The organism is Paraburkholderia sp. JHI869 (assembly GCF_038900775.1).
Classification (GTDB): domain Bacteria; phylum Pseudomonadota; class Gammaproteobacteria; order Burkholderiales; family Burkholderiaceae; genus Paraburkholderia.
The window spans coordinates 1-18,403 of sequence record NZ_JAYMSC010000019.1; the positions used below are offsets into that span (position 1 = coordinate 1).

The 18,403-nt window shown below is 67.6% G+C and carries 17 protein-coding genes; 6 read left to right on the forward strand and 11 right to left on the reverse strand.

The window, feature by feature from the left end:
- Positions 1 to 92: 92 nt before the first annotated feature.
- The 4 genes from adk to lpxK form a co-directional block, all read right to left on the reverse strand.
- Positions 93 to 755 carry an adenylate kinase gene (gene adk, locus VSR72_RS27410; RefSeq protein ID WP_342955492.1) on the reverse strand — a complete coding sequence of 221 codons (663 nt, stop codon included), beginning with the start codon at positions 753 to 755 and terminating at the stop codon, positions 93 to 95.
- Positions 756 to 1,056: 301 nt separating this feature from the next.
- Complete coding sequence (kdsB, locus tag VSR72_RS27415; protein WP_342955493.1) at positions 1,057 to 1,860, reverse strand: 3-deoxy-manno-octulosonate cytidylyltransferase; 804 nt, start codon at positions 1,858 to 1,860, stop codon at positions 1,057 to 1,059.
- Positions 1,861 to 2,050: 190 nt separating this feature from the next.
- Positions 2,051 to 2,254: a Trm112 family protein gene (locus tag VSR72_RS27420; protein WP_042266182.1), complete on the reverse strand. Its 204-nt coding sequence runs from the start codon at positions 2,252 to 2,254 to the stop codon at positions 2,051 to 2,053.
- Positions 2,235 to 3,326: a tetraacyldisaccharide 4'-kinase gene (lpxK, locus tag VSR72_RS27425; RefSeq protein WP_342955494.1), complete on the reverse strand. Its 1,092-nt coding sequence runs from the start codon at positions 3,324 to 3,326 to the stop codon at positions 2,235 to 2,237. Before lpxK ends, VSR72_RS27420 begins: the two co-directional genes overlap by 20 nt.
- Before the next feature lie 485 nt (positions 3,327 to 3,811).
- Between lpxK and xseA the strand changes: the two genes are divergently transcribed.
- Both xseA and sodB read left to right on the forward strand, forming a co-directional pair.
- Complete coding sequence (xseA, locus tag VSR72_RS27430; RefSeq protein WP_342955495.1) at positions 3,812 to 5,188, forward strand: exodeoxyribonuclease VII large subunit; 1,377 nt, start codon at positions 3,812 to 3,814, stop codon at positions 5,186 to 5,188.
- A gap of 455 nt (positions 5,189 to 5,643) precedes the next feature.
- Positions 5,644 to 6,222, forward strand: a complete 579-nt coding sequence (gene sodB / locus VSR72_RS27435; protein ID WP_342955496.1) for a superoxide dismutase [Fe] — start codon at positions 5,644 to 5,646, stop codon at positions 6,220 to 6,222.
- A gap of 93 nt (positions 6,223 to 6,315) precedes the next feature.
- On the opposite strand, the gene VSR72_RS27440 is transcribed toward sodB, so the two are convergent.
- Positions 6,316 to 6,891 (reverse strand): isochorismatase family protein, encoded by a 576-nt coding sequence (locus tag VSR72_RS27440; protein WP_342955497.1) that lies wholly within the window; start codon positions 6,889 to 6,891, stop codon positions 6,316 to 6,318.
- 63 nt (positions 6,892 to 6,954) lie between these two features.
- On the opposite strand from VSR72_RS27440, the gene VSR72_RS27445 reads away from it, so the two are divergent.
- On the forward strand, positions 6,955 to 7,593 hold the full coding sequence (locus VSR72_RS27445; RefSeq protein ID WP_342955498.1) for a TetR/AcrR family transcriptional regulator: 639 nt from the start codon (positions 6,955 to 6,957) through the stop codon (positions 7,591 to 7,593).
- Here VSR72_RS27445 and clpP read toward each other — a convergent pair.
- Positions 7,590 to 8,234 carry an ATP-dependent Clp endopeptidase proteolytic subunit ClpP gene (gene clpP / locus VSR72_RS27450; protein WP_342955499.1) on the reverse strand — a complete coding sequence of 215 codons (645 nt, stop codon included), beginning with the start codon at positions 8,232 to 8,234 and terminating at the stop codon, positions 7,590 to 7,592. The two genes, VSR72_RS27445 and clpP, sit on opposite strands and share 4 nt — an antisense overlap.
- A 189-nt stretch (positions 8,235 to 8,423) precedes the next feature.
- Between clpP and VSR72_RS27455 the strand changes: the two genes are divergently transcribed.
- Positions 8,424 to 9,545: a sigma-70 family RNA polymerase sigma factor gene (locus VSR72_RS27455; RefSeq protein ID WP_342955500.1), complete on the forward strand. Its 1,122-nt coding sequence runs from the start codon at positions 8,424 to 8,426 to the stop codon at positions 9,543 to 9,545.
- A 9-nt stretch (positions 9,546 to 9,554) separates the two neighbouring features.
- Here the strand turns inward: VSR72_RS27455 and VSR72_RS27460 are convergent, their stop codons facing one another.
- The 3 genes from VSR72_RS27460 to VSR72_RS27470 all read right to left on the reverse strand — a co-directional run bounded on the left by VSR72_RS27460 (position 9,555) and on the right by VSR72_RS27470 (position 14,094).
- Entirely contained in the window at positions 9,555 to 10,826 is a 1,272-nt protein-coding gene (locus VSR72_RS27460; RefSeq protein WP_342955501.1) for an EAL domain-containing protein, read from the reverse strand.
- 286 nt (positions 10,827 to 11,112) lie between these two features.
- Positions 11,113 to 12,555, reverse strand: coding sequence for a multidrug transporter subunit MdtD (gene mdtD, locus VSR72_RS27465; RefSeq protein WP_342955502.1), 1,443 nt, complete (start codon positions 12,553 to 12,555; stop codon positions 11,113 to 11,115).
- A 99-nt stretch (positions 12,556 to 12,654) separates the two neighbouring features.
- Entirely contained in the window at positions 12,655 to 14,094 is a 1,440-nt protein-coding gene (locus VSR72_RS27470; protein ID WP_342955503.1) for a PLP-dependent aminotransferase family protein, read from the reverse strand.
- Positions 14,095 to 14,329: 235 nt separating this feature from the next.
- Here VSR72_RS27470 and VSR72_RS27475 point away from each other — a divergent pair, with 235 nt between their 5' ends.
- The gene (locus VSR72_RS27475) at positions 14,330 to 14,710 is read left to right on the forward strand and encodes a DUF2917 domain-containing protein (RefSeq protein ID WP_342955504.1); all 381 of its coding nucleotides are present in this window, start codon (positions 14,330 to 14,332) and stop codon (positions 14,708 to 14,710) included.
- A gap of 27 nt (positions 14,711 to 14,737) precedes the next feature.
- Here the strand turns inward: VSR72_RS27475 and VSR72_RS27480 are convergent, their stop codons facing one another.
- Positions 14,738 to 15,988, reverse strand: a complete 1,251-nt coding sequence (locus VSR72_RS27480) for a citrate synthase family protein (RefSeq protein ID WP_342955505.1) — start codon at positions 15,986 to 15,988, stop codon at positions 14,738 to 14,740.
- 144 nt (positions 15,989 to 16,132) lie between these two features.
- Here VSR72_RS27480 and VSR72_RS27485 point away from each other — a divergent pair, with 144 nt between their 5' ends.
- Positions 16,133 to 17,572 carry a CoA transferase gene (locus tag VSR72_RS27485; RefSeq protein ID WP_342955506.1) on the forward strand — a complete coding sequence of 480 codons (1,440 nt, stop codon included), beginning with the start codon at positions 16,133 to 16,135 and terminating at the stop codon, positions 17,570 to 17,572.
- An 8-nt stretch (positions 17,573 to 17,580) separates the two neighbouring features.
- On the opposite strand, the gene VSR72_RS27490 is transcribed toward VSR72_RS27485, so the two are convergent.
- Positions 17,581 to 18,327 carry a GntR family transcriptional regulator gene (locus tag VSR72_RS27490; protein WP_233882636.1) on the reverse strand — a complete coding sequence of 249 codons (747 nt, stop codon included), beginning with the start codon at positions 18,325 to 18,327 and terminating at the stop codon, positions 17,581 to 17,583.
- Positions 18,328 to 18,403: the final 76 nt, after the last annotated feature.

Below are 18,403 nucleotides of genomic sequence, written 5' to 3' on the forward strand. Positions count from 1 at the left end.
GTCCCGAGTCACATCGGGAGTGCGGCGCCAGCCGGCCCGCAGGCAAACCAGCATGAAAGCCGAAACCGGCTTCGAATCGTGCTTTGGATCGCTTACTTGAGCGCTGCGAATGCGCGCTCGCGAATCTCGTCGACGGTGCCGAGGCCCGAGATGGCGCGATACTGCGGCGCCTTCAGGCTGTTTTCCTCACCGCGCTTCGCCCAGTCGCTGTAGTAGGCGATGAGCGGCTTGGTCTGGGCGACGTACACGTCCAGACGCTTGCGCACCGTCTCTTCCTTGTCGTCGTCGCGCTGGACGAGCGGTTCGCCGGTCACGTCGTCCGTCATTTCCACTTTCGGCGGATTGAACTTGACGTGATACGTGCGGCCCGAAGCCGGGTGCATGCGGCGGCCGCTCATGCGCGTGATGATTTCGTCGAACGGCACGTCGATCTCGAGCACGTAGTCGATCGCGACGCCCGCCTGCTTCATTGCTTCGGCTTGCGGCAACGTGCGCGGGAAGCCGTCGAACAGGTAGCCGTTCTTGCAGTCGGGCTCCTGAAGGCGTTCCTTCACGAGATTGATGATGAGCTCGTCGGTCACGAGCTCGCCCGCGTCCATGAATCGCTTCGCTTCGAGGCCAAGCGGCGTGCCAGCCTTGACGGCCGCGCGCAGCATGTCGCCCGTCGAGATTTGCGGAATGCCGAACTTTTCCTTGATGAAGCTTGCCTGGGTTCCCTTGCCCGCGCCCGGGGCGCCCAACAGGATCAAACGCATGTGAACAATCTCCGATCTGTGTGAATTCTTGCGGCGCGGCGGCTGCCCCTGCACACGCAGTGGGGCGGCATCGTCAGCGTCGTGCGTCTCCTCGCCTGTTCGCTCACGGCCGTCGAGGCAGTGCAGGCGGGGGCGACGGCCCGTCCCGCGCGGCTTTCGCCCGGTGCCCATGACTCGCTCAGGACACTGGATAGCGCTGCAAGACGGTGCCGAAAAGCGGGGAAACCCCGACGCACAAAGGCTTTAGACGGCTCGCGCAAACAATTGATTATGCCATGGGATTTTTGCCCCACGGACGGAATTAAGGCCGGTATAACGCCTGCACACGGGCGAGGTCGGCGGGGGTGTCGACGCCTGGCGCGGGTGCTTCGGCCGTCACGAGCACCGCGATGCGCTCGCCATGCCACATCGCGCGAAGCTGTTCGAGCGCCTCGACCTGCTCGATCGGCGAATGCGCGAGCGAGGGGTAGCTGCGCAGGAATTTCGCGCGGTACGCGTACAGGCCGATGTGCCGATAAACGGTCGCGGGAGCAGGCGGGGCGGGCATTGCGCCGAGATCGAGACGCGCCGGCGACCAGTGCGGTTGCCAGGCGTCGCGGGCCCAGGGAATGGGCGCGCGAGAGAAGTAGAGCGCCACGCCGCGAGCGTCCAGTACGACCTTCACGACGTTCGGGCTGAAGATTTCGTCGGGCGCCGTGATGGGATGCGCGGCGGTGGCGATCGCGCATTCGGGGCGTGCGGCGAGGTGCGACGCAACGTCGCACACGAGCGCAGGGTCGATCAGCGGCTCGTCGCCCTGGACGTTGACCACGATCGTGTCGTCGCTCCAGCCGTAGTGCTCGGCGACCTCAGCGAGGCGGTCGGTGCCCGACGGGTGATCGGCGCGCGTGAGCATGGCTTCGAAACCGTGTTCGCGGGCGGCGTCGAGCACGCTCTGGGCGTCGGACGCGATCAGCACCTTCTGTGCGCCCGAATCGCGCGCGCGCTCGGCCACCCGCACCACCATGGGCTTGCCGCCGATGTCGGCGAGCGGTTTGTTGGGCAGCCGCGTGGATGCGAGACGCGCCGGGACGACAGCGATGAAGGGTTGGACGGGAGCGGTCATGGCCAGTTCGGGCAAGGACAGGAAACGGGATTCGGGATTCGGGAAACCGGTTCTGGAAACCGTCTCTGGAGACGACAGCGCGCCGGGGACCGCGCGCGTGACCCGGTTTCCAGCCGGAAAGAGCGGATGAGCTGCGCGAATGCGTGCGATCGCGCCCACCTGGCGGCGCGCGATGCGCCGCCCGTGAGCCTCACGCAGCGCTCGGCCCGTGCGGATCGACCGGCGTGCCTTCCACGGTTTGACGCGCTTCGTCGACGAGCATGACCGGGATGCCGTCGCGGATCGGATAGGCGAGCTTGTCGGCATTGCAGATCAGCTCCTGCGCGGCGCGGTCATAGCTGAGCGGGCCCTTGCAAATGGGGCAGACCAGGATTTCAAGCAGACGAGCGTCCACGGAGTTTCTCCACAACCAGGGTAATGAGGCGATGATCGAGCGCGGCTTCGACGGGGACGACCCAGATGCGCGCGTCGTTCCAGGCCCCCAATTTTACTGCATCCTTTTCGGTGACCAGGATCGCGTCGGCGGCAACGTCGGCGAACGGGTTGGTCGCGTAGGCGTAGTGGTCGGGCAGCGGCAGGGTTTGCGGCGCGAGGCCGGCCGCGCGCAGCGTCGCGAAAAAACGCTCCGGCGAACCGATGCCGGCCGCTGCCACGATGCGCAGCGCCGCTTGCGATCCTTGCCCGTCCGGCGTCATTCGGGCGCCTTGCCCCGGCGCGGCCGCGCCCGCGGCAAACTGCGCGAGCGGGCGGCGCATCGCCGGATTGGCGAGATGCCAGGCGTCGCCGGGTTCGAGCTTGAGCGCGAACGTATTGGGCCAGGGCGGCAGCGTGCGCTCGAACGGATTGTTGACGAGCGTGGCGTCGCGCCGGCGCGAGAGCGGTTCACGCAGCGGCCCCGCCGGCAGCAGAAAGCCATTGCCGCCCAGACGATGGTCGAACACCACGATCTCGACGTCGCGCACGAGGCGGTAATGCTGCAGGCCGTCGTCGCTCACGATCACGTCGACGTCGCTGTGGGCGCCGCACAGCGCCGTGGCTGCCGCCACGCGGTCGGGCGAGACCCACACGGGCACGCCGGTGCGGCGCGCGATCAGCAAGGGTTCGTCGCCGCACAGGCGCGCGGGCGTATCCGCCGTGACGGGCGTGGGGCGCGCGATTTTCGCGCCGTACCCGCGCGAGACGACGCCCGGCGAGAAGCCCGCGGCGCGCAGCGCCTCGACAAGCGCGATCACCGTGGGCGTCTTGCCCGTACCGCCCACGGTCACATTGCCGACCACCACCACGGGCACGCCCACGCGCACGCTCTTGAGCCAGCCCGTGGCGAAGGCGGCGCGGCGCGCGCCGCTTACGGCGGCGAATACGGCGGCGAGCGGCGTGAGCGCCCAGGCGAGCGCGCCGCGGCGTTGCCAGGCGTGCGCAAACTGCGCTTCGAGGCGTTCTTTGAGACTGGAGACGGGGCCGCTCATCGGCAATCTGCGCGCGAAGCGCCGCACGCGGCATGCGGGAAGCTGACAGGCAGGGCGGGCATCGGGTCGGTTCTCCGGTTCGAGGTGAGCGACAAGGGAACCCGGCACTCTAGCGCGGGTAGGCGCCACGCGGCAAGTTGCCGGGCCGCACGCAATTGTCGGCTGCCTGCAAGCTGCGCGAAATGCCGGAAAAATCGACTCCTGTGGATAACTTTGTGGAGAAGTGGGTCTCAGGAAGGCTGAAAGGCCCATTCTTCGGCCTCTCCATCGGTCTGTAAGGATGTTATAGAGATTAAAAACGTTTAAAAATCAACGGGATGGGTTATTTTTCCAGCGTCTGCGGGCAGGGTGCGGTCATCATGCCGCATGACAGCGCCGATGTGGACACTTCGCGGGGCTTGCGGGCCGGGTCTCATTCGTGCTGGACTGTCGCCCCCCGAACGGTCTATCGTCTGTCCGGCTGACGTTTCTCCACACCTTCTCGCATGCTATCCGACCGATTCTCCGCTTCTTCCGCGCCTTCGGGCGACGTCGTCGTGCCGGTCTCGGCGCTCAACCGGGCGATCGCCTCGATGCTCGAGCGCACGTTTCCGCTTGCATGGATTTCCGGCGAAGTTTCCAACTTTACGCGCGCCGCGAGCGGCCACTGGTACTTCTCGATCAAGGACGCCCAGGCGCAGATTCGCTGCGTGATGTTCCGCGGCCGCGCCCAATACGCCGAATTCACGCCGCGCGAAGGCGATCGCATCGAGGTGCGCGCGCTCGTCACGATGTACGAGCCGCGCGGTGAACTCCAGCTGAACGTCGAGGCCGTGCGGCGCACCGGCCAGGGCCGGCTCTACGAAGCCTTCCTGCGCCTGAAGGCGCAACTCGAGGCCGAAGGGCTCTTCGACCCCGAGCGCAAACGCGCGCTGCCTTCGCATCCGCGCGCCGTCGGCGTGATTACGTCGATGCAGGCCGCCGCGCTGCGCGACGTGCTCACCACGCTGTGCCGCCGCGCGCCGCACGTGCCGGTGATCGTCTATCCCGCGCCGGTGCAGGGCGCGGGTTCGGCGGAAAAACTCACGGCGATGCTGGAAACCGCGAACGCGCGCAACGAAGTGGACGTGCTCGTGCTGTGCCGCGGCGGCGGCTCGATCGAGGATTTGTGGTCGTTCAACGACGAGGCGCTCGCGCGGGCGATCGCGGCCAGCGCCATTCCGGTGGTGAGCGGCGTTGGCCACGAAACCGATTTCACGATCGCCGATTTCGCCGCCGACGTGCGTGCGCCAACGCCCACCGGCGCGGCCGAACTCGTCAGTCCGCAGCGCACACTGTTGCTGCGCGACCTCGACCAGCGTCATGCTGCGCTCGCGCGCGATTTCGGCCGCCTGCTCGAGCGGCGCGCGCAGCAGCTCGACTGGCTGGCGCGCCGGCTCGTTTCGCCCGTCGAGCGGCTGGCGCAGCAGCGCACGCACTTGCGCCAATTGACGATACGCCTCGCCTCGGCGGGCTCGCGTGCGAGCGCCGAAGCGCGTGCGCGCCTGAACGTCATGCAGATGCGCTGGCAGCGCGCGCGGCCCGACGCCGCCGCGCAGCGCGCCCAGCTCGAATCGCTCGGCCGGCGTCTGGACGGCGCCTTTGCGCGTCAGCGCGAGCGCGAAGCGGCACGTGTTTCGGAACTCACGGCGCGGCTCGAAGTGCTGAGCCCGCAACGCACGTTCGAACGCGGCTATGCGGCACTGCTCGATGCGCAGAGCGGCGCGGCCGTGCGCTCGCCCGCCGCGCTCAAGCCGGGCAAGCGGCTCACCGTGCACCTTGCGCAGGGCAGCGCCGACGTCGCGCTCGCCGATGTCCAGCCGCGCCTCGCCGACGGTTTCTGATAGCGGCGGTCAGGCTCGGTGCTTGCTGCACCAGGAGAACCGGCGCAATCGCATGATCGCTTGCGTCACGACGATGCATCGTCGTGACTGGCGATTGTTGCAGTCTCGTTGCAGGAAGTTTGCACGCCGGTTGCGCAAAGATTGCAACGCGATTGCAGCCGTCTTGCCTGCGTGCGCGCCCGGCATTGACCGGGTTGCATCGAAAGCGCCGTTCGAGCGTCCTGGCATCGAGCATCGCGCTCTGTGCAGTGCGTGCAGCACGGCGCCGTTGAGGCGGGGAATCGACGAAAAACCGCATAGCGGTTCATCCGCAAAAGCCCCGTGCAAACGATATCCAGCATAAAGGCCGCTCGTTTGCGGGGTTATTCCAACTCGCCTACAATCGAGTCCTCCATGCCGGCGAATTTGTAGAACTTCACGCAGAACTCCCCATAACACGACGAAGGAACCGCATCATGTCATTTACGCTCCCGCCGCTGCCGTTCGCGAAGAACGCCCTCGCTCCGCACATGTCGGAAGAAACGCTCGAGTTCCACTACGGCAAGCACCACCAGGCTTACGTCACGAATCTGAACAACCTCGTTCCGGGCACCGAGTTCGAAAACCTCTCGCTCGAAGAGATCGTCAAGAAGTCGTCGGGTGGCGTGTTCAACAACTCGGCGCAGATCTGGAATCACACGTTCTTCTGGAACAGCCTCTCGCCGCAGGGCGGCGGCGCACCGTCGGGCGCGCTCGGCGACGCAATCAATGCGAAGTGGGGCTCCTACGACGCATTCAAGGAAGCCTTCACGAAGGCTGCAGTCGGCAACTTCGGTTCGGGCTGGACGTGGCTTGTGAAGAAGGCAGACGGCTCGCTCGACATCGTGTCGACCAGCAACGCCGCCACGCCGCTCACGACCGACGCCAAGGCGCTCCTCACGATCGACGTGTGGGAACACGCTTACTACATCGACTACCGCAACGCACGTCCGAAGTTCGTCGAAGCGTTCTGGAACATCGTGAACTGGAACTTCGCAGCGCAGAACTTCGCGTAATACGAAGCCGGTTCCGTGCGCCGCACTGGCTGCGGCACACGCAAAAAAAGCCCTCGATGCGAATCGAGGGCTTTTTGTTTTGCGCGAAGTGTTTTACGCAAAAGCCGCGATGGTTTCCTGCGTCGAACGCACGTGGCCCATGTGCGGGAACAGCTTTGCGAACGAGAAGTGATGCATCTCTTCGTTCAGACCCGACGTGGCGTCTTCGACGAACACGAGCTTGAAGCCGAGATCGAACGCCGCGCGCGCGGTGGATTCGACGCCGAAGTTCGTGGCGATGCCGCCGATGACGATGGTGTCGATGCCGCGGCGGCGCAGTTGCTGCTCGAGGTTGGTGCCGTAGAACGCGCCCCATTGGCGCTTGGCGACGATCACGTCGCCGGCTTGCGCGCCGATCTCGGGTACGAGTTCCGAGGCTTCGGCCGGGGCGGGCGGCGTGTCGGGCGTGCGGCCGGGTGCGTCGGCGGGCAGCGCGAGCAGTTCGTTCAGGAGCACGTGCACCCAGACGACGGTGCCGCCCTTGGCGCGCAATGCGTCGGCGAGCGGCTTGGCGTTGGCCACGACCTGCGCGCCGCTATAGGGCGCGATCTGGCGGCCGACGATGCCGTGCTGGAGGTCGATCATCACGAGCGCCGTGGTGCGCGCGTTCAGTGAAAGTGCTTGCGTCATGGTTCACCTATATGTGAGGATGGCTTCACATAATCATACACGAATGTGAAGGAGGCTTCAGATATGGCGGCAGACCCGCTCGCGCGCAAGGAGGCGCAAAATGAGAACGCTCGGCGCGTGCCGCGCCAGGAACGCGCGGCGCGCACGGTGGACGCGCTGCTCGAAGCCGCGGGCGGAGCTTTCGCCGAGCGTGGCTTCGAAGCGGCGACGATGACGCAGATCGCGCAGCAGGCGGGCGTTTCGGTGGGCGCGGCGTACCAGTACTTTCCGAACAAGGAGGCACTGGCTCTCGCGCTGCGCAAGCGTTATGGCGACGAAATGGACGCGCGCTGGAGCGCGCTCATCGCCGCGCACGACGACCCAGGCAAGCTGCCGCTCGCGCAACTGGTCGAGCGCCTGTTCGACTTGATGGTCGATCTGATGCACGACTATCCCGCGTATTTGCCCCTGCTTTCCGTGCCGCTCGGCTTCAAGCGCGATGCGGCCGTGCGCAATCTGCTGCGCCAGCGTTTCACGGCGCTGTTCCTGCGCTATCAGCCGAAGCTTTCGTCCGATGAGGCCTATCGCGTGGCCGAAGTCATGCTGCAGGTCATCAAGAGCCTCAATCCACTATACGCCGCAGCGAAACCGAAGGAGCGCAAGCTGCTGGTCGCCGAGTACAAGGGCGTGCTGGCGGCGTGGCTCGCCGTGCGGCTCGCCTAGCGCAGCAACGGGTCGTTGCGCGATTCGAGCACGCGGTCGATCAGGCCGTACTCCGCAGCCGCCTGCGCCGACATGAAGTTGTCGCGGTCGCTGTCGTGCGCGATCTGCTCGATGCCGCGTCCGGTGCGTGCGGCGAGCATCGCATTCAGGCGCTCGCGCAGGTAAAGGATCTCGCGCGCCTGCAACTCGACATCGGCGGCGGTGCCCTGGCCGCCGCCCGAAGGCTGATGGATCATGATGCGTGCGTTTGGCAGTGCGAATCGTTTTCCATGCGCGCCCGCCGCGAGCAGGAACGAGCCCATGCTGGCCGCGAAACCCGTGCACAGCGTCGAGACATCGGGCTTGATGAACTGCATCGTGTCGTAAATGGCGAGTCCGTCGTAGACCGAACCGCCCGGCGAATTGATATAGAGGCTGATGTCCTTGTCCGCGTTTTCCGCTTCGAGAAAGAGCAGTTGCGCGACCACGAGGCTGGCGCTCTGCTCGGTCACCGGCCCCACGAGGAACACGATGCGCTCGCGCAACAGACGCGAGTAGATGTCGTAGGCGCGCTCGCCGCGCCCCGAAGTTTCGATCACGGTCGGGACGAGATTGAGCGCGCTCGGCGGCATTGCTGCATGATTCAGTGCAAAGGATGGCATGAGTGGCCTCGCGGTTTTTCCGTTGACGGCGGTTGACGTTGGCGGCGCGATTGCGCCGCTGCTGTCATGACGCCAGGCGCGGCCGCCGCGTGACGAGAATATTTTTGCGTGCGGCTGTCACGCCGGCCGCGTGCCGAACGTCATGAAGGAAACGGGCGAAAGCGAACGCATGGCGAAGGAGCGAAGCGAATGACGCAGGCGATCGACACAATCGAAGGAACGAGTCTGGAAGGCGCGGGGTGCAATGATGCTGCGACCCCATTGCGCGGCGCGGCCGGGCCGGGAGAAGAAGCGTGGACCGACGCGCGCCGCGCCGCCGCTTTCGGCGATGCGCGCGGGCGGCTCATCGCGCTGGCCGCGCGCGTGCTGGGTAGCCGTGCCGAGGCCGAGGACGTCGTGCAGGACGCGTGGTTCCGCTGGCGTGACGCCGACGCGCAAGCCTTGCACACTCCGCAGGCGTGGCTCGCCACGGTTACCGTGCGTCTCGCGATCGACCGGCTGCGGCGCTTGCGTCGCGAGAATGCGGGCGCGCACGAGGCCGCCTGGCTCGACGATGCGGCGCCCTCAGCGGAAGAGGCGGGCTTGCGCGCGCGGCGGTTTTCGGACGCGCTGCTGCTCCTGCTCGAAAGGCTGGGACCGCTCGAGCAGGCGGTGTTCGTGCTGCGCGAGGCCTTCGAGTGCGACTACGCGCAGATCGGCGCGCTTACGGGCTGCACGAACGAGCATTGCCGGCAGATCGTGCGGCGTGCCCGTGTGCGGCTTGCCCGCGAGGCCGCGCCGCAGGCGGCTCCCATAGACAAGGGGCAGCATGCGCGCACGGTCGAGCGTCTGCGCGACGTGCTGCATGCGCAGGATCGCGTGGGATTGATGGATTTGCTTGGGGTGACGGCAAGCGCGCTGGTCGCGGCGAGTGCGCCCGACGTCGCCCACAGCCAGGCTACGCAAGAAGCGCCAGCCGCGCGCGAGCTGCGCGCCGAGGCGCTCGCGCTGGACGGCGAGCCGGGCGTGGCGCTCGTCGCGCGCGACGGTGCACTCGCGGCTTGGCTGCATGTGCGCGACGATCGCGACGGGCTGCCCGAGCCGGTCGTCTCGATCGCCGGTATTGCGGCGTTGGAAGAGGGGAGCGTGGGGCCGGCCAACCGGCTCCAGGCGGCCAACCACGCCTTCGGCGGCGATGCGGTGCGCAAGCTGCTCGCGCGGCTCGCATCGAGCGATGGCGCGTCGTGCGTGTCTACGCTCTGCGTCACCGCGCGCGTGTCCACCACACACGGTTGCGCGGCGACGCTCGCGCAACCGCTCGTTCTGGCCTGAGCCTGAACGTTAGCCGCGCAAGGCCGCGTCCCAGTTGATATCGACGCACAGCACCTGCACGCCGTGCTCCGTTTGCACCGCGACCGAGGCCGTGACGCACAGGTGCGCCTCGTTGATCGACAGATACGGCGGCGTGAACTGCACGCGGCCCGGCGCCTTCATCGCACCGATGAAATACGGCCGCCGTTCCCAGCTCGCGCCTTCCGAATGCAGCAGCGGCCGGAAGCGCTTGGCGCGTTGCGACGTGCGGCCGTCGGGCAGCACGTTGTCGCCGATCTGCCGGCCCGACACATCGAGCAGGAAGCAGCGGGCCGTATCGTCGAGGCCCAGCAGCGGCAGCGTCGCGTCGCTCATGTTCACGCCCTCGGCAAGCTGCTTCGCCGCCGCTTCGATGGCGCTCACGTACGGAGCGAGACGCGCGGACTGCGAGCGCTCGCGCGCGGCCACGCGCTCGCGCAGGCGCGCAGATAGATCGTCCATGAGCTGCGCGGCCTTCGCTGGCGGCACCGGCTCGACGTCGGGCCGCGCGAAATACGCGCCCTGTACGAAGTCGGCGTTGCTCTCCAGCGCGATCAGCGCGTCGCGCTCGGTCGAGAGCCCGCCCACGAGCACGAGCTGACCCGACTCGTGCAGCATCGAGACGAGCCCCGGCAGCACGCGCTCGATATGCGCGTGGCGGCTCGCCTGGGCGAGCAGGCTGCGGTCGAGCGTGACGATGTCGGGCCGCACTTGCCACACGCGGTCGATGTTGGAATGCTTCGCGCCAAAGCCATCCAGCGCGATCACGAAGCCCGCTTTGCGCAATCCGTCGATGATCTCCGCGAAGCGCGAATTCTCGCCGCCCGCCTGTTCCGACACTTCGAGCACCACGCGCTGCGGCTGCAGACCGAGCGCCTTGAGGCCGGCGAGGAGCGCGTCGCCGTAGCTCGTGTCCATGAGCGCGGCCGGGTGCAAGCTCAGAAAGAGCCATTCGTCATGCGAATCGAACGCGTTGAAGTTGCCCAGATGCAGCGATTCCGCGAGACGCCCGAGTTCGAGCAGGTCGCCGCGGCGCGCCGCCTGCGTGAACACTTCCTGTGACGGCGCCTGCTGACCCTGCTCGTCGTGCGCGCGCAGCGACGCGTGATAGCCGATCGCGCGGCGGTGCGCGACCGAAAACACGGGCTGGAACACGCTGAAGACGGTGTAGCCGCCGTACAGCACGGTGCGGCGGGCGCCCTCTTCGCCCGCGATGGGGCGAGACTGGAAGCCGGGGGGATCGATGTCGATCATGCTGGTCATTTCGTTTCGATGGCGCGCGGGACGGACGTGACGGGCGGGACGCGTGAGCGTCAAGTTTACATTACAGGATAGGACAGCAAAAAGTATGCGAGCCCCGAGTCCCGTGGTCATTAGCCCGTGTGCTGGCGCACGCGCTATTTTGGGACGGTGGCTGCGATGTTCCCGAGTTGGTGCCGGAACCCGGCGCCAAGGCTGGCAACGCACGGCCGCGAGGCGCGCCGCACCGTTGCGGTGCGCGCCGGCGCGGACGACGCAACGGCAACGACTACCGCAGCGGCCGCAGCGATCAGGTCCGTTCGGACGGGTCGGTCTTCTTCGCCGTGCGCCGCAGGTCCGACGAGAGCTGCGCGAAGATCCACGACGAACCCGCCGTGATGATGCCCACGCAAATGAAGGTCGCGTGGAACGCCGGAATCACGTTCTCGCCGGTCTTGTGACCCATGATGCCCGTGAAGGTCGTGAGCAGCGCACCCGCGACCGTCACGCCAAGGCTCATCGAGAGCATCTGTACGAGCGAGAAGAGGCTGTTGCCGCTACTTGCGCCGCCCGTGCCGAGGTCCTTGAGCGTGAGCGTGTTCATCGCCGTGAACTGCATCGAGTTCACGGCGCCGAATATCGCCAGTTGCGCGATGCGCATCCACAGCGGCTCGCCCGGCGTGGAAAGCGCGAAGCTCGCCATCATGAGGCCCACGAGCACCGTGTTCGACACGAGCACGCTGCGGTAGCCGTAGCGCATGATCAGATACGTCACGAGGCGCTTCGAGAACATGCCCGCAGCGGCTGTGGGCAGCATCATGAGACCCGCCTGGAAGGCCGTGTAGCCGAGCGCCACCTGCAGGAGCAGCGGAATCAGATACGGCATCGCGCCGCTGCCGATGCGCGCGAACAGATTGCCGAGCAGGCCCACGCTGAAGGTGTGGATCTTGAAGAGATCGAGCGAAAAGATCGGCTGCGGCGTGCGCACCGCGTGCAGACCGTAAGCCACGAACGCGGCGAGCGAGAGAATGAAGAGCACGAGCACGGTGGCGTGCTGGATGCCGAACTCGCTGCGCCCGTCGAGCGCGAAGGAAATCGCGAGCATGCCGATGACGAGCAGCAGGTAGCCCGGCAGGTCGAAGCGCGGCGTGTCGGGGTTGCGGCTGTCGGGCATGAAGATGAAGGTGGCGATGCAGCCCACCACGCCCACCGGCACGTTGATGAGAAAGATCCAGTGCCACGAGGCGATCTGCACGAGCCAGCCGCCGAGCGTCGGGCCGATCAGCGGGCCGATGAGCCCCGGAATCGCCACGAACGAGAGCGCGGGCAGGTAGCGTTCGGCGGGAAACGTGCGCAGCACCGCGAGACGGCCGACCGGCAGCAGCATCGCGCCGCCCACGCCCTGCGCGACGCGCGAGACCACGAGCTGGTTCAGCGTATGCGCGCTCGCGCAAAGCAGCGAGCCGAGCGCGAACACGAAAATCGCGCCGAGAAACACGCGCCGTGTGCCGAGCTTGTCCGCGAGCCAGCCCGAGACGGGGATCATCACGGCCATCGTGAGCGAATACGCGATCACGACTGATTGCATGCGCAACGGTAATTCGCCAAGACTCTTCGCCATCGCCGGCAACGCCGTGTTGACGATGGTCGAGTCGAGGGTCTGCATGAAGAAGCCGGTGGCGACGAGCCACAGCATCACGGACAACGAGCGGGGCGACGGGGTGGTGCTGGACGCAGCGGCGGAATCGGACATGGGCGAGGAGTGGGGCGCGCGGGCAAGCGCCATTGTAGGGAAAACGGTGTGCGCGCGCAGACCGTAGGGCACGCAGCCGACTGTCCACCCTGTGCGCGTTTATCCCGCGAGACGCGCCGCCGCCGCGAAAAACGCCTGAGCGCGCGGATCGAGCGTGAGCGCCACGTTGATGCGGATCCACGGGCTCGGCTCGCCTTGCGGGCGGAAGTGGCTGCCCGGCGAAACCGCCACGCCGAGCGGCTCGCCGCAGGCCGCGAGCCGTGTGGAATCCTCCACGTGCGGCACGCGCGCCCAGACGAACTTGCCGCCCGGTTGCGCATAGCCGCGCGCCGCCGTGCTCGATGCAGCGCCGCCGAACAGCTCCCACCCGTGTGCTTCGAGCGTGCGTGTGGCCGACCCTTGCGCTTCGGCGATGCGCCTGCGCAGCCGTTCGAGGTATTTGCGGTACGCGCCGCGCTCGAGCAGCGTGGCGGCCACGGCTTGCGTGAAGCGCGAGCCGCTGATGCTGGTGAGCGCCTTGATGGCCGCGAGGTCGCGCACGATCGCCGGGTTGGCCACCACGTAGCCCACGCGCAGCGCCGAGGAGAGCGTCTTCGAAAGCCCGCCCACGTACACCACATGCTCGAACTGGTCGAGCGCGGCGAGGCGGTCGGTGGGATCGGCCTGGAAGTCGGCGTAGATGTCGTCCTCGACGATCGTGAAGCGGTGCTCGCGCGCGAGTTGCAGCAAGCGGAACGCCACAGGCGGCGAGATCGTCGAGCCGGTCGGGTTGTGGAACACGGTGTTGACGAAGAACGCGCGCGGGCGGTGCTCGGCGAGCATCGCGTGCAGATGGTCGATATCGGGCCCGCTCGCCGTGCGGCGGATGCCCACGAGGCGCACGCCATGCAGCTTGAGCAGACCGTAGAGGTTGTAGTAGCCGGGGTCTTCGACGAATACCGTGTCGCCGGCCTTGAGCATGTAGCGCATGAGCAGGTCGAGGCCTTCGCTCGCGCCTTCGGTGATCAGGATCTGCTGCGTCTCGGCGACGATGCCAAGCGGCGCGAGCCGGTTGCGCAAATGCTCGCGCAGCGTGGCGTCGCCGGTTGGCGTGCCGTAGTCGACGAGGCTCGCGGGGTCGCTGCGCGACACGTGGCGGATCGCCTGGCCGAGCGCGTCGAGGTCGCGCCATGCCTGCGGGATCGAGCCGCTGTCGAGCTGAAGCAGTTCGCCTTCGCGCTCGAGCTGGCTAAGCAGGTGGCCCGATTCGTCGGCGGCGTTCGAGAGGTCGCAGGTGCCCATGCCCGACAGCCCCGCGTGCGCGTATTCGCTCACGTAAAAGCCCGAGCCGTGGCGCGAGTCGAGATAGCCGAGCGAGACGAGCCGGTCATAGGCCTCGATCACGGGAAAGCGGCTGATCGCGTAGTCGGCGGCGAACTGGCGGATGGACGGCAGGCGCGAGCCCGGGTGCGCCGCGCGCGAACGGATCCACGTCTGCACGCCGGTGACGATCTGGTCGGTGAGCGGCACGTCGCTCGCGCGGTCGAGTTCGAGTTTCATTTGGGTCTCGCTGGAGTCTTGCTGGATCTGCCACTTCAGGCTGCAGTTCGAAATTGCCGTGACTGTTCGGTTTTTTTGCTGCACAGTTCCAGATGAACTGTTCAGAACTGTACATGGGATCGTGCGTCACTGACCGCAATAATGCTCCTACCGGAAAGGCGCTTCAAGTCCCTGTTAGCAAGCCTTCCGGCGGCCGTCCGAGGTGTTCGGCGGCCAGTCTGCAAGGAGCACGGCAATGCGCGAAATCCGAATCTTCGAACTGGAACACGGCGAGCCCGTCGAAACGTGGCGGCTCGCCCAGGCCATGCAATTGCATGTGAGCGAAGGCGAACTCTGGCTCACGATTGCGGGCGACGCCGGCGACTACTGGCTGCGTGCCGGCGAGTCGATCGGGCTTGCGGCGGGCGTGCGCGTCCACGTGAGCGCGGGCCGCGAGGGTGCGCGTTTCGTGCTGGCGTTGGGCGGCGCAACCGCCGATGCGCCGGCGCGGACGGTGGCACCAGTCGACGTGGAACGCGCCCACGCGGCGGGTGCGAGCGGCGTTACCGCGCGCATCGGTGAGGCGTTGCGCGGCTGGGCGCAGCGGGGGCAGTGGGGTGTCCGGGCGGCGGGTTGAGCTTGTTGCGCGTGCTTGTCGCTCTTATTAAGCGATATGCCTCGCGACGTTGTGGGCATCGCCCGCCATCTCTCCCACATAGCGTGCGCGCGGGCGGATCAGCCGGCCATCGGCGGTCTGTTCCAGGGCGTGCGCGATCCAGCCCGTCACGCGGCCCGCGGCGAACAGCGTAAACGCCGCGCCGCGCGGCAGCCCCAGAACGCGCTCGATAGCCGCGAGCGCGTAGTCGAGCGTCGGCCGCGCGCCGCTCGTCTCGGCCACGGCCTGAGCGAGCGCGTCGACTTCGTCCATCGGCGAGCGTGCTGGCGCGCGCTGTGCGAGCAGGTCTAGCAACAGGCGCGCGCGCGGGTCGCCATCGGGATAAAGCGGGTGACCGAAGCCGGAAAGCGGCACCGCCGCGCCGAGTTCATCGGGCGCGAGCCGGTCTGCCAGATAGCGATGCAGGTCGTCGGCGCGCGCGGCTTCGTCGAAGAGCGCGGCCACACGCGTGGTCTCGCCGCCGTGGCGCGGGCCGGCCAGCGCGGCAAGCCCGCCGGTTGCCGCGCCGAACAGATGTGTGCCAGTGGACGTGATGCAGCGCACTGTGAACGTCGAGGCGTTCAGCTCGTGGTCGGCGCACAGCACGAGCGCCGCGCGCAGCAAATCGGTTTGCGCGCGCGAGCGCACGCCCCACGCCTCGCCTAGCTGGCGGTGCAACGGCTCGTTCGACGGCGCGGCGGAAACGAGCGCCGCCGCGAGCAGGCGCATGAGCATCGCGCCGGTATCGATTTGCGCGTCGCGGCCCTGCGCCCAGATGCGCGGCATTTGCGCGGCGGCGGCCGGCAACAGCACGAGCGCCCGTTCGAGCGGCGTGTAACCACTCCAGATCTTCAGCCATGCCGACCATTGCGCAGCCGCGATGGGCGCCTCGGGCGCCTGCAGCACACGGCGCGGCGCGCATTGCCAGAGCCGTGCCGCGACCTCTTCGAGCGAGGCCTGGCGCGCGAGCGCGATGGCGTCTTCGCCGCGATAAAAGAGTTTGCCCTCCGCGATCAGCGTGATCGACGATTCGAGCACGGGCACGCCCCAGTCGAGCACCTTCTGCGCGACCTTGCCCGCGCGCTTGCCATCGGCCTTGCGTCGCGAGAGGCGCCTCACCTCGGCGGCGTCGTAGCGGTTGTGGCGGCCATTGGGCGAGGGCGCGGAAGCGATCAGTCCGCGGCTCACATAGGCGTAAAGCGTGGCACGGCTGATGCCGAGTGCGGCGGCGGCTTCCTGCGCGGTCATATAGCTGGACATGGTGGCTCGCCTCCTGGAACCGGAGAAATCAATCTATGTTGATCATGATAATCAAGATTGATCCGGGATTCGAGCGGCGCGACGATTCGTGACATCACTTCGGATCGGTTTCCCCACGTTTTCCACGCAAAAGGACTCCACGCCATGACGCCACGCGACGCGCTCGAACACCTCTGGATGCTGGCAGGCTGTGACCCGTCCGCACTCGACTGGCTCGACGTGGAAGGCGGCGATCCGGGCCTGCCCTCGATCTTCCGCGTGGGCACGCTCGCGGCGGCGAGCATTGGTGCGGCGGGGCTCGCGGCGGCGCAACTGCACGCGTTACGCACGGGCCAGACGCAGCGCGTGGCGATCGACGTGCGCCGCGCGCTGGCCGCGTTTCGCAGCGAACGCTATCTGAGCGTGGACGGCAAACCGCCCACGGAGCTGCGTCACCCGGTGACGGGCCACTTCCCGACCGGCGACGGCCGCTGGATTCAACTGCATGCGAACTTTCCGCATCACCTTGCGGGCATCCTGCGCGTGCTCCAGTGCGCGGACGACCGCGACGCCGTGGCGCGCGCGATCCTTGGCTGGGAAGGCGCGGCGCTCGACGACGCGCTCGCGCAAGCGGGCCTGTGCGCCGCGCTCGTGCGCACGCCGCGCGAATGGGCCGCGCACGAGCAGGCGAAGGCGGTGGCGAGCCTGCCGCTCTTCGAGATCGAGCGCATTGGCGACGCGCCCGCGCAGGCCCCGCGAGCGGGCGCCGGCGTGCGTCCGCTCGCGGGCGTGCGGGTGCTCGACCTCACGCGCATCATCGCGGGCCCGGTGGCGGGGCGCACGCTCGGTCAACACGGCGCGGATGTGCTGCTCATCAACGGCCCGCATCTGCCGAACATCGCGCCGCTCGTGATCGACAACGGCCGCAGCAAGCGTTCGGCCACGCTCGACCTGCGCGACGCAGCCGCGTGCGAACAATTGCGCGCGTTGGTGCGCGACGCCGATGTCTTCGTTCAAGGCTACCGGCCAGGCGCGCTCGCGGCGCGCGGGTTCGCGCCCGAAGCGCTCGCTCAGGTGCGGCCCGGCATCGTGTGCGTGTCGATCAGCGCGTATGGGCATCGCGGGCCGTGGCGCGAGCGGCGCGGCTTCGACAGCCTCGTGCAGTCGGCGAGCGGCATTGTGTGGGCAGAGAGCGTTGCCGCGGCAACACACGGCAACAATGGGGCCAGCGCGCAGCCCTTCGCCACGGCCCGTCCGCTGCCGTGTCAGGCGCTCGATCACGCCACGGGTTATCTCGCGGCTTTCGGCGCAATGGTTGCGCTCGCGCGGCGCGCACGCGAAGGCGGCAGCTGGCACGTGCGCCTTTCGCTCGCGCAAACGGGCCGCTGGCTGCAGACAATGGGCACGCTCGAAGACGGCCAGCAGGCCCCCGAGGTGGGCGCCGCCGATCTCGCCGATTGTCTGGAGGAAATGGATTCGCCGTTCGGGCGCGTGCGTGCGGTGGCGCCCGCCGAGCGGCTCGAACTCACGCCTGCGTTTCACGCACGGCCGCCAGTGCCGATCGGCAGCGATGCGGCGGCGTGGAGCGACCAGGCGCGCGCTTGAACCGCGCGCTACTTGCGCAATTCCGCGACGAAATCGTAGTAGTCGTTGCGGCAGTACGTATCGGTGAGTTCGATGGCGCGCTGATCGGCGGTATAGCCCACGCGCGTGATGAGCAGCAGCGCCTCGTTGGGCGCAATGCTCATCTGCCGCGCGATTTCCTCGCTCGCGTTCACGGCGCGGAAGTGTTGCAGCGCACGGACGATCGAAAGCCCGCGCTGTTCGAGAAAGCTATAGAGCGAGTCGCCGATCGCGTTCGGGTCGGGAATCAGCGCGGCGGGAAACGTGGAGTTCTCGACGGCCATGACGATGCCGTCGGCGAGACGCAGACGCTTCAGGCGCGTGACGGCCGCCGCGGGCGAGAGGCCGAGCTGGATCACCTCGTCGCGGCTCGCGGGCTGGATTTCGCGCGAGAGCCAGCGCGAGCTTGGCGTGAAGCCGCGCTGGCGCAGCATCTCGCTGAAACTCGTGAGGCGCGAGAGCGGGTCTTCGATGCGCGGCGTGATGAAACTGCCCGCGCCTTGCGTGCGGCGAATCAGGCCCTGCTCGACGAGCAGCGCGATCGCCTTGCGCGCCGTGATGCGCGAAACGCCGAGAGACTCCGCGAGTACGCGCTCGGAAGGCAGGGCTTCGCCCGCGTTCCAGCGATTGTCGTGAATCGCGACGCTCAGCTTGCGTGCGAGCTGCAGATAGAGCGGCGTGTCGTTGTCCGGGTCCGGGCGCAGGTCGCGCCAGCGGTCTTCCGTGGGTGCGTTCATGGGAGGCAGGCATGAAAGGCGAACGGCAATTTTATGTCATCGGCGTGCGATCCCGGAAATGAACGGCTTGCGAAAG

Bases quoted from the DNA above. Each gene is read 5' to 3' on its own strand.
- VSR72_RS27485 (WP_342955506.1), top strand. From the start codon at position 16,133: ATGACGCCACGCGACGCGCTCGAACACCTCTGGATGCTGGCAGGCTGT.
- clpP (WP_342955499.1), bottom strand. From the start codon at position 8,234: ATGCCATCCTTTGCACTGAATCATGCAGCAATGCCGCCGAGCGCGCTC.
- xseA (WP_342955495.1), top strand. From the start codon at position 3,812: ATGCTATCCGACCGATTCTCCGCTTCTTCCGCGCCTTCGGGCGACGTC.
- mdtD (WP_342955502.1), bottom strand. From the start codon at position 12,555: ATGTCCGATTCCGCCGCTGCGTCCAGCACCACCCCGTCGCCCCGCTCG.
- sodB (WP_342955496.1), top strand. From the start codon at position 5,644: ATGTCATTTACGCTCCCGCCGCTGCCGTTCGCGAAGAACGCCCTCGCT.
- kdsB (WP_342955493.1), bottom strand. From the start codon at position 1,860: ATGACCGCTCCCGTCCAACCCTTCATCGCTGTCGTCCCGGCGCGTCTC.
- VSR72_RS27470 (WP_342955503.1), bottom strand. From the start codon at position 14,094: ATGAAACTCGAACTCGACCGCGCGAGCGACGTGCCGCTCACCGACCAG.
- VSR72_RS27475 (WP_342955504.1), top strand. From the start codon at position 14,330: ATGCGCGAAATCCGAATCTTCGAACTGGAACACGGCGAGCCCGTCGAA.
- VSR72_RS27460 (WP_342955501.1), bottom strand. From the start codon at position 10,826: ATGACCAGCATGATCGACATCGATCCCCCCGGCTTCCAGTCTCGCCCC.
- VSR72_RS27455 (WP_342955500.1), top strand. From the start codon at position 8,424: ATGACGCAGGCGATCGACACAATCGAAGGAACGAGTCTGGAAGGCGCG.
- VSR72_RS27480 (WP_342955505.1), bottom strand. From the start codon at position 15,988: ATGTCCAGCTATATGACCGCGCAGGAAGCCGCCGCCGCACTCGGCATC.
- adk (WP_342955492.1), bottom strand. From the start codon at position 755: ATGCGTTTGATCCTGTTGGGCGCCCCGGGCGCGGGCAAGGGAACCCAG.
- VSR72_RS27490 (WP_233882636.1), bottom strand. From the start codon at position 18,327: ATGAACGCACCCACGGAAGACCGCTGGCGCGACCTGCGCCCGGACCCG.
- VSR72_RS27445 (WP_342955498.1), top strand. From the start codon at position 6,955: ATGGCGGCAGACCCGCTCGCGCGCAAGGAGGCGCAAAATGAGAACGCT.
- VSR72_RS27440 (WP_342955497.1), bottom strand. From the start codon at position 6,891: ATGACGCAAGCACTTTCACTGAACGCGCGCACCACGGCGCTCGTGATG.
- lpxK (WP_342955494.1), bottom strand. From the start codon at position 3,326: ATGAGCGGCCCCGTCTCCAGTCTCAAAGAACGCCTCGAAGCGCAGTTT.